The 17,002-nt window shown below is 37.2% G+C and carries 16 protein-coding genes; 15 read left to right on the plus strand and 1 reads right to left on the minus strand.

Features of this window, described 5'->3' with window-relative positions; genetic code table 11:
* Positions 1–17: 17 nt before the first annotated feature.
* From atpD to AC5SLP_RS02540, 13 genes are all read left to right on the plus strand, one after another.
* Entirely contained in the window at positions 18–1,415 is a 1,398-nt protein-coding gene (gene atpD, locus AC5SLP_RS02480; RefSeq protein ID WP_495253543.1) for a F0F1 ATP synthase subunit beta, read from the plus strand.
* A 19-nt stretch (positions 1,416–1,434) separates the two neighbouring features.
* A complete protein-coding gene (gene atpC, locus AC5SLP_RS02485; protein WP_495253544.1) occupies positions 1,435–1,830 on the plus strand; it encodes an ATP synthase F1 subunit epsilon in 396 nt (131 codons plus the stop codon).
* A gap of 5 nt (positions 1,831–1,835) precedes the next feature.
* Entirely contained in the window at positions 1,836–2,423 is a 588-nt protein-coding gene (locus AC5SLP_RS02490; protein ID WP_495253545.1) for a MotA/TolQ/ExbB proton channel family protein, read from the plus strand.
* Positions 2,423–2,815 (plus strand): ExbD/TolR family protein, encoded by a 393-nt coding sequence (locus AC5SLP_RS02495; protein WP_428733795.1) that lies wholly within the window; start codon positions 2,423–2,425, stop codon positions 2,813–2,815. The genes AC5SLP_RS02490 and AC5SLP_RS02495 overlap by 1 nt, the downstream gene beginning before the upstream one ends.
* Before the next feature lie 142 nt (positions 2,816–2,957).
* Positions 2,958–3,599 carry a TonB C-terminal domain-containing protein gene (locus AC5SLP_RS02500; RefSeq protein ID WP_495253546.1) on the plus strand — a complete coding sequence of 214 codons (642 nt, stop codon included), beginning with the start codon at positions 2,958–2,960 and terminating at the stop codon, positions 3,597–3,599.
* Positions 3,600–3,602: 3 nt separating this feature from the next.
* Positions 3,603–4,871, plus strand: a complete 1,269-nt coding sequence (gene tolB / locus AC5SLP_RS02505; RefSeq protein ID WP_495253547.1) for a Tol-Pal system protein TolB — start codon at positions 3,603–3,605, stop codon at positions 4,869–4,871.
* Positions 4,872–4,937: 66 nt separating this feature from the next.
* Complete coding sequence (pal, locus tag AC5SLP_RS02510; RefSeq protein ID WP_495253548.1) at positions 4,938–5,444, plus strand: peptidoglycan-associated lipoprotein Pal; 507 nt, start codon at positions 4,938–4,940, stop codon at positions 5,442–5,444.
* Positions 5,445–5,455: 11 nt separating this feature from the next.
* Complete coding sequence (locus AC5SLP_RS02515; RefSeq protein WP_495253549.1) at positions 5,456–6,355, plus strand: tetratricopeptide repeat protein; 900 nt, start codon at positions 5,456–5,458, stop codon at positions 6,353–6,355.
* 109 nt (positions 6,356–6,464) lie between these two features.
* Positions 6,465–7,091 (plus strand): FKBP-type peptidyl-prolyl cis-trans isomerase, encoded by a 627-nt coding sequence (locus AC5SLP_RS02520; protein ID WP_495253550.1) that lies wholly within the window; start codon positions 6,465–6,467, stop codon positions 7,089–7,091.
* On the plus strand, positions 6,973–7,842 hold the full coding sequence (locus tag AC5SLP_RS02525; protein ID WP_495253551.1) for a sigma 54-interacting transcriptional regulator: 870 nt from the start codon (positions 6,973–6,975) through the stop codon (positions 7,840–7,842). The genes AC5SLP_RS02520 and AC5SLP_RS02525 overlap by 119 nt, the downstream gene beginning before the upstream one ends.
* Positions 7,843–7,898: 56 nt before the next feature.
* Complete coding sequence (gene fabD / locus AC5SLP_RS02530) at positions 7,899–8,822, plus strand: ACP S-malonyltransferase (RefSeq protein ID WP_495253552.1); 924 nt, start codon at positions 7,899–7,901, stop codon at positions 8,820–8,822.
* A 9-nt stretch (positions 8,823–8,831) separates the two neighbouring features.
* Positions 8,832–9,527 carry a 5'-methylthioadenosine/adenosylhomocysteine nucleosidase gene (locus AC5SLP_RS02535; RefSeq protein ID WP_495253553.1) on the plus strand — a complete coding sequence of 232 codons (696 nt, stop codon included), beginning with the start codon at positions 8,832–8,834 and terminating at the stop codon, positions 9,525–9,527.
* A complete protein-coding gene (locus AC5SLP_RS02540; RefSeq protein ID WP_495253554.1) occupies positions 9,520–10,275 on the plus strand; it encodes a PP-loop family protein in 756 nt (251 codons plus the stop codon). Before AC5SLP_RS02535 ends, AC5SLP_RS02540 begins: the two co-directional genes overlap by 8 nt.
* 70 nt (positions 10,276–10,345) lie before the next feature.
* Here the strand turns inward: AC5SLP_RS02540 and recO are convergent, their stop codons facing one another.
* On the minus strand, positions 10,346–10,963 hold the full coding sequence (recO, locus tag AC5SLP_RS02545; RefSeq protein ID WP_495253871.1) for a recombination protein RecO: 618 nt from the start codon (positions 10,961–10,963) through the stop codon (positions 10,346–10,348).
* Positions 10,964–11,191: 228 nt separating this feature from the next.
* Here recO and gltB point away from each other — a divergent pair, with 228 nt between their 5' ends.
* On the plus strand, positions 11,192–15,616 hold the full coding sequence (gene gltB / locus AC5SLP_RS02550; protein WP_495253555.1) for a glutamate synthase large subunit: 4,425 nt from the start codon (positions 11,192–11,194) through the stop codon (positions 15,614–15,616).
* Position 15,617: 1 nt separating this feature from the next.
* Positions 15,618–17,000 carry a glutamate synthase subunit beta gene (locus tag AC5SLP_RS02555; protein ID WP_495253556.1) on the plus strand — a complete coding sequence of 461 codons (1,383 nt, stop codon included), beginning with the start codon at positions 15,618–15,620 and terminating at the stop codon, positions 16,998–17,000.
* The last annotated feature ends 2 nt before the right edge of the window (positions 17,001–17,002 follow it).

Genomic DNA, 17,002 nt, shown 5'->3' on the forward strand with positions numbered 1-17,002 from the left:
TAAAAGGAGAATATTCAATGAATGGATTAATTAGCCAGATTATGGGTCCAGTTGTTGACGTCGATTTTAATGGCTACCTTCCTAAAATCAATGAAGCGATTGAAGTGAATTATGAAGTAGAAGGCAAGAAACAAAAGTTAATTCTTGAAGTAGCAGCACATCTTGGCGACAACCGTGTAAGAACAATTGCGATGGATATGAGTGAAGGTCTCACAAGAGGTATTGAAGTTAAAGCATTAGGTAATCCTATCCAAGTTCCTGTTGGTGAAGAAGTATTAGGACGTATCTTTAATGTTGTCGGAGAAGTTATTGACCAAGGCGCTGATGTTTCTAGAAAAACACAATGGTCAATCCATAGAGAACCACCAAAATTTGAAGAGCAAAGTACAAAATCTGAAATTTTTGAAACCGGTATTAAAGTTGTTGATCTTTTAGCTCCTTATGCGAAAGGTGGTAAAGTAGGACTTTTCGGTGGTGCGGGTGTTGGTAAAACCGTTATTATTATGGAGCTTATTCACAACGTTGCGTTTAAACACAGTGGTTATTCTGTATTTGCAGGTGTTGGTGAGCGAACTCGTGAAGGAAATGACCTTTACCATGAGATGAAAGATTCGAACGTTTTGGATAAAGTTGCCCTATGCTATGGTCAAATGAGCGAGCCTCCAGGAGCACGTAACCGTATTGCCCTTACTGGTCTTACAATGGCTGAGTATTTCCGTGATGAAATGGGACTAGACGTTTTGATGTTTATCGATAACATTTTCCGTTTCTCTCAATCGGGTGCTGAAATGTCTGCACTTCTTGGACGTATTCCTTCAGCCGTTGGTTATCAACCAACGCTTGCAAGCGAAATGGGTAAATTCCAAGAGAGAATTACATCAACAAAGAAAGGCTCTATTACTTCTGTTCAAGCTGTTTATGTACCAGCAGACGACTTAACCGATCCAGCACCTGCGACTGTATTTGCGCACTTAGATGCAACAACCGTACTTAACCGTGCGATTGCAGAAAAAGGTATTTACCCAGCGGTTGATCCATTGGATTCAAGTTCTCGTATGTTAAACCCTGAAATTTTAGGTAATGAGCACTATACCGTTTCTCGTGGTGTACAAGCGGTACTTCAAAAATACAAAGATTTACAAGATATTATTGCAATTCTTGGTATGGATGAACTTAGTGAAGAAGATAAAGTAACCGTTGATCGTGCTCGTAAAATTGAAAGATTCCTTTCACAACCATTCTTCGTTGCAGAAGTATTTACAGGTAGCCCTGGAAAATACGTTACATTAGAAGAGTCTATCGCTGGTTTCAAAGGTATTCTAGAAGGTAAATATGATGATTTACCAGAAGCTGCTTTCTATATGGTAGGTAGCATTGAAGAAGTTATTGAGAAAGCTGCAAAACTAAAAAGCTAAGAAGCGATAAGGTTAAAAAATGAATACATTAAAATTGGAAATTGTGACCCCAACGGGGCAAATTTTTGCCAACGATGTAAAGAGTGTTACGCTTCCTGGAAAAGAGGGTGAGTTTGGTGTTTTACCAAACCACGCTTCTTTAGTAACACTTTTGCAAGCAGGTGTTATTGACATTGAACTTAAAGATGGAAATCATGATGTGGTTGCTATTAATTGGGGACATGTTAAAGTTGATGAAAATTCTGTAAAAGTATTAGCTGATGGTGCAGTCTCCATTGGCGGAAGCAGTGAAAGTGAAGTAGCCCAATCCCTTGAAGCAGCAAAGAAGCTTCTTGAAAGCATTAGTGATTCAGATATTGCTATTGCCATTGCTACAGCTAAAATTGAATCCATCGCAAAAACGAGGAAGTTTTAAATCTTATGTCATCTTTTGATTTGTTTTTGAATTACTTCGCAAGAAGTGGTTTTTTTACATGGGTTATTTTGATTTGGTTATCCACTTATTTTGTGATTACCTTTGGAATTTTATTTAGCAGACATCTTTATTTAAATCATTGGCTCTCGATTGAAAAAAGCTCTCTGGAGTCAATGTTAATGGGTGCAAAAAATGTGCGCGATGATTCTATTTTAAGAAAATGTTCTCATCCTGCTGGTGCATCAGAAAAATTATTAAATGTTTGTAAAAATGTAGCTGAAAAAAATGCTACCAGTGGTCTTTGGATGCTTTCTATTATTGCTTCTACTGCACCTTTTATTGGTCTTTTTGGAACCGTCGTTTCCATCTTACAGACATTTAGCGGTTTAGGACAATCAGGAAGTGCATCTTTGGGTGTTATCGCCCCAGCAATTAGTGAAGCACTTGTTGCAACAGCAACAGGAATTTTTGTTGCAATTCCAGCATATAGTGCCAATCTTTTTCTAAGACGCAAAGCTTATGAAGTGATTGTTTATGTTCAAAGAGAAGTTGATATCTTACTCTCTGCCAATGAACTGAAAAGAGATAGCTAATGATGAGTCAATTAGATGAAGTACCAGAGTTAAATATCACCCCTTTAGTTGATATTATGCTGGTTCTTCTGGCTATCTTAATGGTGACGACACCAGCATTGGTCTATGAAGAAGTTATTAAGTTGCCAGATGGCAGTAAATCCTCTGTCGTAAGTAAACTCCCCGAACTTGAAATACGCGTCACAAAAGATAAAAAAGTTTATCTCAAAAATGATAGTTTTTCACTAGCAGAATTTCCTGATAGCTTTACAATGCAAAAAAGTAAATATCCTTTAAAAAGTATTGTTTATATTAAAGCAGATGAAGGTTTATCGTATAAAGATGTTATGTTCGTTCTTAAAACTATAAAACAAGCAGGGTTTACTAATGTCTCGTTAGAAACGAACGGATAGTCCCGTGTCAAGCGTCAATAAATATGCCTCTTTAGGATGGGCAATGTCCATCCTCTTATATATCTTTCTTCTTGTTCTTTTTGCTTATATTATCACTCAACAAAAAGATGTCATCAAAAACTATACATCAAATAAAGACCCAATGAATGTAGCATTGGTTGAGCGTAAAAAAAATGATTCTGAAAAACTCAAAGAAGAGCGTAAAAAAGAAGAAGTCAAAAAACCTGTTGAAAAGCCTCTTGAAAAACCTGCAGAAGAGAAGAAAGTTGTTGCTTCCTCTCCTAAAGAAACGGTAAAAAGCCAATCACTAAGAGGTCTATTCGAAGATATTAACACATCTAAATTACCTCCTGATGCGAAAGAACAGAAAAAAGACCAAAAGCAGCCTACGAGAATCAAACCTAATAAAGTTGAAGAGACTAAAGAAAAGAGTGAAAACGTAGCGTCAAAAATTGCTAATTCTTTGAATTTCTCTGAACAAAAGCATATGATTGATACCAAAAAAGGAGGAGAATATGATCCTTTTATTGGTAAAGTACAAGAAATTTTAGAAGAAAATTGGCAAAAAACTGTCGATACTGAAAATGGTAATGTTGCTAAAGTAGTTATTAAAGTAAGTGATAGAGGTGTTTTTAGTTATAAAATAGTTTCATTGTCTTATAATAATGAGTTTAACACGAAACTCAAAGAGTTCCTAAAAGCAATGGAGGGAGTAGAGTTCCCAAAATATGAAAAAGGACCTTTATTCGAGATGCAAGTGGAATTTAAAGATATATTGGAGTAAAAAATGCTAAAAAAAATAGTTGTACTTATCTGTACTGCAATTTTTTCGTTTGCTGCGGATGCAACGGTAGAGATTGTTAAGAAAATTGACGTATTACCCAAAATTGCTATTCAAGATGCAAGTCCTAAAAATGCAGACTTTGAATTAAGAAGAAGCTTTTTTAAGTTAGTTGCTGGTGACCTTCGCGTAAGTAGTCATTTTAATGTGTTAGATGAGTATCTACAAAGTAGCTATGAAGGTGGACCACTTGAAAATTTTCTATCGGATAAAAAGGTAGATATGATTTTACGCTTTAGCATGAATCAAGACTTCAATAATGTTTCAGCTAATGTAAAATTAATCAATGCAAAAACAGGTGCTACAACATTTGAAAAAGCGTATACGCTTAATGATAAAAAACGTTATCCTTTTTTATCTCACAAAATCGTTGTTGATGTTAATGACCAAGTAGGTGCGCCTACGGTGCAATGGATGGAACAGTCTGTTGTTTTTGCAAAATATACGGAAGCCAAAAAGAGTGAAATTGTCATTTCAGACTATACATTGACGTATCAGAAAACAATGGTAACAGGCGGTCTTAATATTTTCCCAAAATGGGCCAATAAAGAACAAAGTGCATTTTATTATACATCGTATAATGGAGTGCAACCAACTGTTTATAAACTCGATTTAAAAGATGGAAGTCGCCGCAGTATTATATCGAGCCCTGGTATGGTTGTCTGTTCCGATGTTTCACATGATGGAAGAAAATTACTGCTTACAATGGCGCCCAAGGATCAAACAGATATCTTCTTATACGATATAGCAACACATAAAATCACAAAAATAACAGAGTATTCCGGTATTGATGTTAATGGAAATTTTATTGATAATGATCAAAGAATTGTTTTTATCTCAGATCGTTTAGGCTATCCTAATGTTTTTGCACAAGGATTGTACGATAAAAATGTTGAGCAAATGGTCTATCATGGAAAAAACAATAACTCAGCATCTGCCTATGACAATTATATTGTTTATTCAAGCCGTGAAGCAGAAAGTGAGTTTGGAAGAAATACATTTAACCTCTATTTGATTTCAACAAAAACAGATTATCTTAGACAATTAACAGCAACAGGAGAGAATCTTTTTCCACGATTTGCCAAAGATCCAGATACAATTATGTTTATAAAACAGTTTCAGCATCAGAGTGCTTTAGGCATCATTCGCCTAAATGCTAACAAAACGTATCATTTTCCACTCAAAACTGGTAAATTACAGTCATTAGATTGGTAATTTTTTTGAAAAAATATGATATAATTCCGAAGTTTTTAATCTTGAACTTTTACAAAGGATCTAATAATGGGTAAATTAGCTTTAACAAGCTTAGCGGTAGCGGTTTTGGTTCTAACAGGTTGTAGCCAAAAAAGTCCAGAAGTCGATATGACAAAAAGCAACGTTAGCGACACAAAAGGTGCTAGTGTTAACGATGGTATGAGTGCACTTCAAAAATTAATTGCTTCTTTAGAAGCTAACTCTAAAAAAATCTATTTTGATTTTGACAAATACAATGTACGTAAAGATCAACAAGCAAACATTGATGCTGATGCTGCATTGTTTAACTCTCAAGAAGCAAAAGGTTTTTCAATCAAAGTTGAAGGTAACTGTGACGAATTCGGTACAGATGAATACAACTATGCACTTGGTTTGAAACGTGCTAAAAGTGTAAAAGATGGCTTAGTTGCAAAAGGTATCAGTGCTGATAGACTTACAGTTGTAAGTTATGGCGAAAGCAATCCTGCATGTAATGAGCACAATAAAGAGTGTTGGGCTAAAAACAGAAGAGCAGAATTTAAAATTCTTCCATAATCTCTGCTTTTATGAAAAAACAGATTCTTTTATTTTCGATAGCGCTCCTACCTTTGGTAGCGCTATCGGATGAACCCTCAGCTTACGGTGCCGGTGATCTCAATAGTCCTACTCCTTATGGTTTAAGTCCTAGTGAGAAAAAAATTCTTCAAAACAATCAAAAAGTTTCCAATCTCAATGAAAGTGTTGGTACAGTCAAAGCAGAACTCAGCTCTGTTTCTGAACAATACGAAGGTATGCGCTCTGTCGTAGATAGTTATGCAACAAAAATTGCAAAGCAAGATGAACGCATTCGACAAATGGAAGAAGAGAATCAAAAACTTAAAGATTATGTGGAAGAGAATCGAAAAATCCAGAATGACAATCAAGAAAAAATTAAAGCAGTACTTGGTGAACTTGGCTCTTTAATTGACTCTATCAATAAAAACTATGTACCTAAAGACAAATTTGATCAATTAGCCAGTGAAGTACATGGTAGTAAAACCTCCTCAAAAGCTTCAGCATCCGATACTACTAAAAAAGATACTAGTAAAGAAAAAACAGTTTCATCTAAAGATTTAAGTAAACAAGATAGCGCAACGCTGTTAAAAGAGGCAGATGATTTATATGAAAAAAAATCATACTCTGATGCAAATGCTTTGTATACTGAATTGTTAAATAGAAACTATAAACCAGCAAAAGTTAATTATACGATGGGTGAGATATCTTATGCTCAAAAGTCGTATGCATCTGCTATTGAGCATTATAAGACCAGTATTGCTCTTTTTGATAAAGCATCTTATACACCTACACTTCTCTATCATACAGGTTCTTCATTTGAAAAACTCGGGAAGACAAAAGAAGCACAGGCTTTTTATAAGGCTTTAAAAGAGAACTATCCTAATTCACCTGAAGCGAAAAAAGTTAAATAACTTTTTTTATACACTTCTTTGCACAAAAAATAGACTTAACAGTTCTATCTAAGGGCATATACAACTAATTTATGCTACAATCTTTCGTTTATAAATGAAGGGAGAATAGATGAGTATTAGTGATAATCAAGTAGTATCTATCCATTATGAACTAAAAAATGTTGATAATGGTGAGATTTTAGATAGTAATCTTAATGGTGCACCTCTGTCTTTTATTGTTGGAAAAGGTCAAATTATTCCAGGACTAGAAGAAAAAATTAAAGAGCTTAAAGCTGGCGATAGCGCTGACATTAAAGTTGCAGCGGCTGATGCATATGGTGTTTATGATGAAAATGCTGTGCAAACATTACCCAAAGAACAATTTGCTGGACTTGAGCTTCAAATTGGTATGACACTTTATGGTCAAGGTGAGCATGGCGAAACGGTTCAAGTTGTCGTTAAAAGTTTTAATGATGAAAACGTTGAAATTGATTTTAACCATCCTTTAGCTGGTCAAGATTTATTGTTTGCAATTACCGTGAATGAAGTAAGAGATGCCACACCTGATGAAATCTTAAATGGTTATGTTGGTGGTGGACAGGGTGGATGTGGATGCGGCGCAGGTGGATGCGGTTCACATGAACACGATGACGATGAATGCTGCGGCGGACATGGTCATGACCATGAACATGGTGAAGGTGGATGCTGCGGCGGTGAGAGTCACTCACATGGTGGCGGATGCTGTGGATCACACTAATTTTATAGCAAAATCAAGAGCCTCAATGGAGGCTCTTAAATCTGCCAATTTACTTAAAAGTGTAACGATTAATGCACTGATTCTTGGCGAAAGTGGTGTTGGCAAACAAACGCTTGCTAAACATATTATCTCTGCACCTGTGGTTGATGCGGCTTCGTTTAATGAGCTCTTAGCTTTAATTGAAACGAACCACAGCCTTATTGTGAAAAATTTCCATAAAATTACCAATTATAAAAAGCTCAAAGTTGCTTTAGATGTTCATAAAACAAGAATTATTGCTACGTCCAATTTACCTGTCAGTGAACCCTTAGTGGATGAATTTTTTAGTTTAAAAGTTGTTATTCCTCCATTAAGAGAACGCGAAGAAGATATCTTCCCGTTAATGGAAAAATTTGCACTGGAAGCACAAATCATGTTTGATGGTGCATTTGGTGAAATTCCCTCTCTTGATGAGATCATACCTGATTTAAGTAAAAATTGTTATTCTCTTAGACGTTCAGTCTATAATGCTTATTTGATGAACTCCTTTGGTGAAGAGGAAATTTTATCCATGATGGAGCGTTTTTTATCACATCGTATTGGTGGTAGAAATGACTATCGTGATCTTCTGTATTTATTTGATGTTCCCATGATTAAAAGTGGATATTCTAAATTTGGCTCACAACTTGCTATCAGTGAAAAATTTGGACTCAATCGAAATACGCTTCGTAAAAAAATCAACGATTATAAAGATAGATTAAAAATAGACTAACGTGTTGTACTTATTGGTGAATAAGTAATTACATGTAAAAAGATAAAGGCTACTCAATGAATAATAGTATCTATATATTTCCTGGGCAAGGAAGTCAAAAAATTGGCATGGGTAAAGATTTTTATGATAATTCATCCATTGCTAAAGAGATGATGGCCCAGGCCAGTGAGCGTGTTGGATTTGATTTTACTGCCCTCCTGTTTGAGGAAAATGATAAACTTGAGCAGACGGAATTTACACAGCCTGCCATTTTACTTGTCAGTTTAATTGCACATCGTCTTTTTACAGAACATATTAACACAACTCCCAAGGCGGTTCTTGGACATTCATTAGGTGAGTTTTCAGCTTTGAGCGCTGCTGGCGCAATGGATTATCTTGATGCTGTTGAATTGGTTCACAAACGAGGTCTTTTTATGAAAGAAGCGTGTGAAGGTATCAATGCAGGCATGATGGCTCTTTTAGGGCTGGATGATGCTAGTGTCGAGATGATTACATGTAAAGAGCGAGAGTTAGGAAAAAAAGTTTGGGCAGCCAATTATAATGGTGATGGGCAAATCGTTATTGCCGGTAATAAAGATGATTTAGCTTCGCTTGAACCACTTTTTAAAGAAGCCGGTGCCAAAAAAGCAGTTCTTCTTCCAATGTCAGTTGCAAGCCACTGTCCCCTTTTAAGTTCTGCACAGTCTCATTTAGAAATTTACTTAGAAAAATGGCTCAAAGAGAGCTTTGCAGCGCCTGTAATATCCAATGTGACTGCGAGTGAATACCAATGTAAAGCAGAAGCGAAAAAGCTGCTTTCAGAACAGCTTATTTCACCTGTAAAATACAAACAGTCTATTTTACATGTAGAAGATTCTATAGACTTTTTTATTGAATTTGGCGGCTCTGTTTTAAAAGGACTTAACAAGCGTATTACACAAAAACCAACACACAGCATTACAGACATGAAAAGTCTAGAAGAAGTGCTTGCACTTTTGTAAAGGTAAAAAATGAAAATAGCAATTATGGGTGCAATGGTCGAAGAGATTACACCCCTTTTAGAATTTTTTGGAAAATATGAAAAGATAGAATTTGCTAAGAATCGTTATTATACAACGACATACAAAGGGTTAGATTTAGTTATCGCGTATAGTAAGATTGGAAAAGTAAATGCAAGTCTTACCGCATCAACACTCATTGAAAAATTTGGAGCACAAAAACTTCTTTTCTCCGGTGTTGCTGGAGCACTGAATCCTCGTCTAAAAGTCGGCGATTTACTTGTTGCTACCAAGTTGGCTCAGCACGATCTTGATATTACAGCGTTTGGTCATCCTCATGGATATGTGCCAGAAGGTTCTGTGTATGTTGAAACAGATGCAACGCTTACTGCACTAGCAAAGAAAGTTGCTGTAGCACAGAAGATTAAATTACTTGAGGGTATTATCGCTACGGGTGATCAATTCATCTGTGACACGGTCAAAAAAGAGTGGATTCATTCTACCTTTAATGCTGATGCTACAGAAATGGAAGGTGCTTCTGTCGCTGTTGTGTGTGATGCTCTGAAAATTCCTTTTTGTGTTCTAAGAGCCATCAGTGATGCGGCTGATATGGATGCAGGTTTTAGTTTTGATGAATTTTTAGTAAGTTCGGCAAAAGAGAGTGCACAATTTATTATTGCTATGTTGGATGAACTCTGCCATGATTGAAATTAGTAAACGGCTTTTACGAATCGCTGGACGTACCAATGCACACTATCATTTGATAGGCGAAGGTGATAAAATTTTGTTAGGACTGAGTGGCGGCAAAGATTCACTCAGCCTCGCACATATTTTAAAACATATGCAACGTGTTGCTCCCTTTGATTTTGAATTTAAGGCCGTTACCATTGCGTATGGTATGGGTGAAGATTTACAAACACTGCATCAGCACTGCTTGGAGCACGAAATCGACCACGAGATTGTCGATACAAAGATTTTTGATTTAGCGCAAGATAAAATTCGTGAAAACTCCTCTTTTTGTAGCTTTTTCTCACGTATGAGACGAGGTGCACTTTATACCTATGCGCTCAATAATGGCTATGAAAAATTAGCATTGGCACATCACCTTGATGATGCGGCAGAGAGCTTTTTTATGAACTTTTCACACAATGGAGCACTTCGTTCGATGCCACCTATTTATAGAGCTCAAAATGGCTTATTAGTGATTCGTCCATTGATTCACGTACGTGAACGCCAATTGCGTGATTGCGCCCAAGATGCAAAAATGCCTGTTATTGGAGATGAAGCATGTCCTGCCATGCGTTTTGATGTAAAAATGCCTGTCATGCGTGCGCAAACGAAAGAGATGCTCTCAAAGATGGAAAAAGAAAATCCTGATTTATTTGTTTCATTGAAAAAAGCGTTTGAGAACATTCAAACCTCCAGCTTTAGCGATGAGCGCTTTTTAGAGCGTTAGTATATAACGGTATTAATGCTCTAAAAGAAACAAGCTTCAGAAATAGGTTATTAGGCTTTACCTAACCGCTTTAAAACCCTTCCAAGACAATTTTCCATAGTACTTCGATTTGTTCATTATCTAAGTCTATGGTACTTTGCTCTTCAAAAAGTTTTTTTACATGTAAAAGATCAAATGTCTGATTCCAAGCACATGTTTTATGTGCTGGTAAAAAACCTCGAACGAGCGTTAAATCACTTTCAATACTTTCATCGCAGTTAAAACAGATGAAATCATCATGTAACCTGCCTTCATATGCTAATAACTTAATATAAGCCTCGATGACAATACGCTTTGGATTTTGCTTATGCCAGATAAGGGCGCATGATTCTAAGAGATCAAAATAGAAAGAATCAATTACGGCAATATCCTTGAGATGTTGATAAAAGAGTCTCATAAAGGGCTGCCATATCAGCATCCTTTCACGATCCATATTCCAAGTATTTCCCAAATGAAGAATCGATCTTAGTTGCGGAAGAGAGGATTTTAAAGATGAAATCGCTTCAAAATCTATTTTATACCCTAAATGAATCGTCGAATGCCGTGCTCCATAAAATCTATAAACCGTTTTAATGCTATTTTGCGTTAAAATAGTCACAATTAAGTCTTCATCTTTTACGCGTGTGATGTTAATAATATATCCTTGCATAGGGAATTTTAGCATCTCTATAATTTCTAATTATTAAATTTTAAAACTAATTAAATTAATTTATTTTTAAAATTTAATTGACAATTAATTTTTATTTATGTATGTAATTGCTTAAAATCCCACAAAAACCAGTTTAATTGAAAATTAATAAATATTTGTGTATCATCCCTCGCTTTTAGCTTAAAAATTTATCATATTTTGATGAAAATTCCACAAAAGGCTTGTGCGATGGATCTTATAAGAGGATTTAAAGACAATTGCGGTTTTGGTTTAATCGCGAATATTAAAAACATTCCTACCCATGAAAATGTAGAAGATGCTATTACGGCATTAGAGCGCATGATGCACAGAGGCGCCATTGCCGCTGATGGGAAGAGTGGTGATGGCAGTGGACTTCTTTTCTCGATGCCTGTCGATTTTATGAAAAAAGAAGCACACAAATTAGGGGTTGATCTTCCAAAACAATTTGCTGTTGCAATGATTTTTCTACACACAGAAGAGCATAAAAGAATTTTTGAAGAGACCTGTGAGCAAAATGATTTACGTGTTTTACTCTATAGAGATGTTCCTGTCAAAACAAAAGCTCTTGGAAAATTAGCACTAGATTCACTGCCACAAATTGTTCAAGCTTTTGTAACATCTTCTTCTTTAGTTGCAACCAAACGTTTTGAAGCGTTGCTCTACTTAACACGTAAAATGGTAGAAAAGCAATTATCCAATGAGTCTGAATTTTACATCGCATCCTTTTCAAGTAAAGTGATTTCTTACAAAGGGTTGGTCATGCCAACCTATATTAAAACGTTTTTCCCAGATTTAAGCGATGCCGATTTTAAAGCAACATTTGCATTGTTCCATCAACGTTTTTCAACCAATACGCTACCTAAGTGGAAGCTCGCACAACCATTTCGCACCCTTGCTCACAATGGAGAGATTAACTCTATTTCATCCAATCGTTTTTATACACAAGTCAAAAGTGAGTGCATGAAAAGTGGCGTCTTTACCCAAGAAGAGCTTCAAAAATTGTACCCCATCACGACCAACGATGTCAGTGATAGTGCAAGCTTGGATAATATGTTTGAATTTATGCTGATTAATGGGTTTGACTTTTTTAAAGCCGTTCGCTCTCTCATTCCTGCACCTTGGCAAAATGCGCCTCATATGGACTCTGAACTCAGAGCTTTTTATGAGTTTTCAAGTATCAATTTTGAACCATGGGATGGACCAGCCGCTATTTCTCTAACCGATGGTCGCCATATTGCTTGTGTTTTAGATAGAAATGGACTTCGTCCTGCCAAATTTATTATTACCAAAGATGATCGCATCATTATTTCAAGTGAATATGGTGTTTTAGATATCGAAGAAGACAATATTATTGAACGTGGTCGCTTGCAAAGTGGTCAGATGATCGGACTTGATCTTAAATTTGGCAAGATCATGAAAAACGATGACATCAATGATTATCTTAAAAGTTCAAATACCTATACCGAATGGCTCAATAAAGGGCTTGTTTATTTACAAGAATTTGTGGATATTCCTTTTTCTAAAACAACAGACTATGTTCGTGAACATTTGGAATTGGAACAACGCTATTTTAACATCACGCAAGAAGTGAAAAATATGGTGATTGAACCCATGATGAAAGATGGGAAAGAGGGTGTTGGTTCTATGGGCGATGATACGCCAATCGCTGCATTTAGTAAAGTACAACGTAACTTTAGTGATTATTTTAAACAAAAGTTTGCACAAGTAACGAACCCTCCAATTGACCCGATTCGTGAAAAAGTCGTTATGAGTTTAAATACCAGCTTTGGCGAGATTCGCAATATTTTAGAAGAGAGCCAAGAACATGCTATACGAATTAAATCGATCTCTCCGATTATGATGCAAGAGAAATTTGAACTCTTGGATTCATTTGGTGACCCTAGTAAAGCACGTTATAAAGCAGAATACAAAAATCGTTTTTTCTCAACCCTTTTCGAAGACAATCTTAAAGGTAGCCTTGAAGATTTAGCCTACGATATTGCGCAAGCGGTTAAAAATGAAGGTGTTCGCATTATTTTCTTAGATGACCGCGGTATTACGAAAAAACTTAAACCAATACCTATGGCGATGGTTATTGGAAGGGTCAATCAAGTTTTGCTTGATGAAGGTGTACGTTCATTATCGTCTATTGTAGCAATATCGGGTGAAGCGATTGATACACACTCGTGTGCTTCAATGATAGGATTTGGTGCAAGTGCCATCTACCCATACTTACTCTATGCTACCATTTTAGATGAGTGCAAAAAAAGTGAGTTGGGTGCGTATGAGATTAAAACACAACTCAAAAATGTTAATCATGCCATCAATCAAGGTCTTTTAAAAGTCATGTCTAAAATGGGCATCGCGACCATTGCTTCGTACCGTAATTCAGCACTGTTTGATGTTATTGGTTTGTCATCAGAAATCGTTCACGAATGTTTTAATGGTGCTATTTCGTTGCTTCCCGGACTTGGCTATGAAGATATTGAAGAAAGAATCAATCGAAACCATGCATTAGCACACGAAATTGACTTAACTAAGAAACTTTTTCCATTAGAAATAGGTGGATTTTATAAATACATTGATGGGCAAGAATACCATGATTATGCACCACAAGCGATACATGCTATTCATCGTGCCACCGTCACGGGCGATAAAAAAGATTTTCATGAGTTCACAAAATTGATTAACAATCGTGGACTTAAAATGGTACGTGACTTTTTTGAGCTCAAATCAGATCGTGAGCCAATTGCGCTGGAGAAAGTTGAATCCAAAGAGGCTATTTTTAAACGATTCTCCACTGCTGCGATGAGTCTGGGTTCCATCTCTCCTGAAGCACACGAAGCTTTGGGCGAAGCGATGAATAAGATTGGCGGTATGAGTAACTCCGGTGAAGGCGGTGAAGCACCCGAGCGTCTTAAATCCAATAAAAATTCTCAAATTAAACAAATCGCATCGGGACGTTTTGGTGTTACACCAGAATATTTACGTTCCGCGACAGAAATTCAAATCAAAGTGGCGCAAGGTGCAAAACCAGGTGAAGGTGGACAGCTTCCAGGGCATAAAGTAACGCCGTTGATTGCAAGTTTACGTTATACCATTCCTGGGGTGACACTGATCTCTCCGCCGCCGCATCATGATATTTACTCTATTGAAGATTTAGCACAACTAATCTTTGATATGAAACAAATTAATCCTGAAGCGATTATTACCGTTAAGTTAGTCTCAACCGCTGGCGTTGGCACAATTGCCGCAGGTGTTGCCAAAGCGTATGCAGATAAAATTATTATCTCAGGTGGTGATGGTGGTACAGGCGCAGCACCGCTTACTTCCATCAAATTTGCTGGAAACCCTTGGGAGATTGGTTTAAGTGAAGCGCATAATGCACTCAAAGCAAACCATTTACGCGATAGCGTACATCTTCAAACCGATGGTGGTTTAAAAACAGGACTCGATGTCATTAAAGCAGCCCTCTTGGGTGCAGAAAGCTATGCATTTGGAACGCTTTCTTTAACGATTATTGGATGTAAAGTCCTTCGTGTCTGTCATCTCAATCGCTGTTCAGTGGGTGTCGCAACGCAAGATGAAAAACTAAGAGAGCATTTTGTGGGTACGGTAGATAAATTGATTAATTTCTTTACCCTTTTAGCAGAAGACGTGAGAGAAATTCTAGCGCATCTTGGGTATGAGCGTTTGGAAGATATTATCGGTAGAAGTGACCTTTTAAGTGTTATTGATGATAACTTTGCGAAGAAATTTGATTTTTCTTCTATTTTGATGCGCTTAGAAGGACCAAATACACATAATGGCAAATCAAATGATCCGTTTGATAAAAATGAGTTTGAAAAAGAGATACTCAAAGATATCTATAAAGTCATTGAAAATACTGACGAGAAGATTGTTTTACATAAGGCTATTTGCAATACAAACCGAAGTTTTGGAACACTGATTAGCGGTGAGATTGCAAAATTTTATGGCAACAAGGGTTTAAAAGATGACAGTATCGTCTTTAGACTCAATGGTGTTGCAGGTCAATCTTTAGGTGCTTTTCTTGCCAATGGCGTCAGCATTAATCTTAAAGGTACGGCAAACGATTATGTTGGTAAAGGTATGAATGGCGGTAAAATCGTCATTGCACCTAAATACCAAGGTCGTGGTTATGCGTGTGCAGGAAATACCTGTTTATACGGAGCAACAGGTGGTAAACTCTATATCGCTGGTAATGTTGGGGAGCGTTTTTGCGTAAGAAACTCTGGTGCCGTTGCCGTTGTTGAAGGAACGGGTGATCATGCGTGTGAATATATGACCGGTGGTGTAGTTGCTATTTTAGGAGATACCGGCGTCAATTTCGGTGCAGGTATGACGGGTGGCGTGGCATTTGTTTATGATGAAACACGTGATTTTATTGATAAGCTCAATCAAGAGCTTGTGATTGCAGAACGCATTGATACGGATGACATGGATGAAGCGCGACACTTCCTTAAACGACTGCTTCGTACCCATATTAATGAGACGGCAAGTTTTAGAGCCACACAAATTTTAGAGAATTTCCGCCACGCGGTAAGAGATTTTTGGATTGTACGACCTAAGGATATGACCAAAGTGCCACTCAATCCTGAGCAAGGAGACTAAGATGCAAAATTTTATCAATGAAGAAAGAATTGAGCCTAGAAAGCGCTCGAGCGGTGATAGAGTTAAAGATTTTAAAGAGATTTATGAAATTTTGAGCAAGGAAGATGCTTCTATCCAAGCGGATCGTTGTATCCAATGTGGTGACCCCTTTTGCCATAGCAAATGTCCTTTGCACAATTACATCCCTTTTTGGCTCAAAGCAACCAGTGGGATGAAGCGTGAGCTTGCTTTTAATCTTTCAAATGAAAGCAATCCTTACCCTGAAATTACAGGGCGTATTTGTCCACAAGATCGTTTGTGTGAAGGCGATTGTACGCTCAATGACGGTCACGGTGCAATTACCATTGGCGCGATTGAAACGTTTATCTCAGAAGAGGGTTTCAAAAAAGGCTTAAAGCCAAGTTTTCCGGGTATCACAACGACTAAAAAAGTGGCAGTTATTGGCGCTGGACCTGCGGGGCTTGCTTGTGCGACCTATTTGCTTCGCGCTGGGATTAGCGTGAGTATGTATGACAGACAAAATAAAGCAGGTGGACTTTTAACGTATGGAATTCCTGGTTTTAAACTGGATAAAGAGGTCGTAGCACGTCGTGTACGCTGGCTTCAAGAAGCCGGTATGCAATTACATGTAAATACCAATGTGGGTAAAGATATCAGTTTTGATGATATCGCTCACAGTCATGATGCTATTTTCTTAAGTATCGGTGCGGAAAGTCCACGCAAAGCAAATATCGCGAATGAAAATGCCAATGGTGTTTTTATGGCGATTGATTTTTTACGCGGCATTCAGAAAAAACTGTTTAATGAGCCATACGATAAAAAATTTGACGTCAAAAGTAAACATGTTGTCGTCATCGGTGGTGGCGATACTGCGATGGATTGTTTACGTACTTCCATTCGTGAAGGTGCTAAGAGCGTAACGTGTCTATACCGACGCGACAAGTACAATATGCCAGGCTCTAAAAAAGAGTTTAAAAATGCCATCGAAGAGGGTGCAGAGTTTGTTTATAACGTCTCTCCTAAAGAAATTTTGGTCAATTCCGAAGGACAAGTTATCGGCATTGATATGCATAAAACCATTTTAGGCGCTAAAGATGCGAGTTGCCGTCAGTGCGTTGAAATTGTCAAAGGTGGCGATTTTAGAGTGGACGCGGATGTGATTATTTTTGCACTTGGGTTTGCGCCAGCTGTTCCGACTTTTTTAGCAGAAAATGGAATTGAAGTGAATAAATGGGGTGGCATTGTTGTCAATAACGAGTACCAAACAACCAAAGCAGGCGTTTATGCCGGAGGCGATTGTAAACGAGGTTCTGACCTTGTGGTAACCGCTGCAAAAGAAGGCAAAGAAGCGGCAGTTCATATGATTAAAAAACTGCTGGGATAATG

Source organism: Sulfurospirillum sp. E15m (assembly GCF_059415145.1).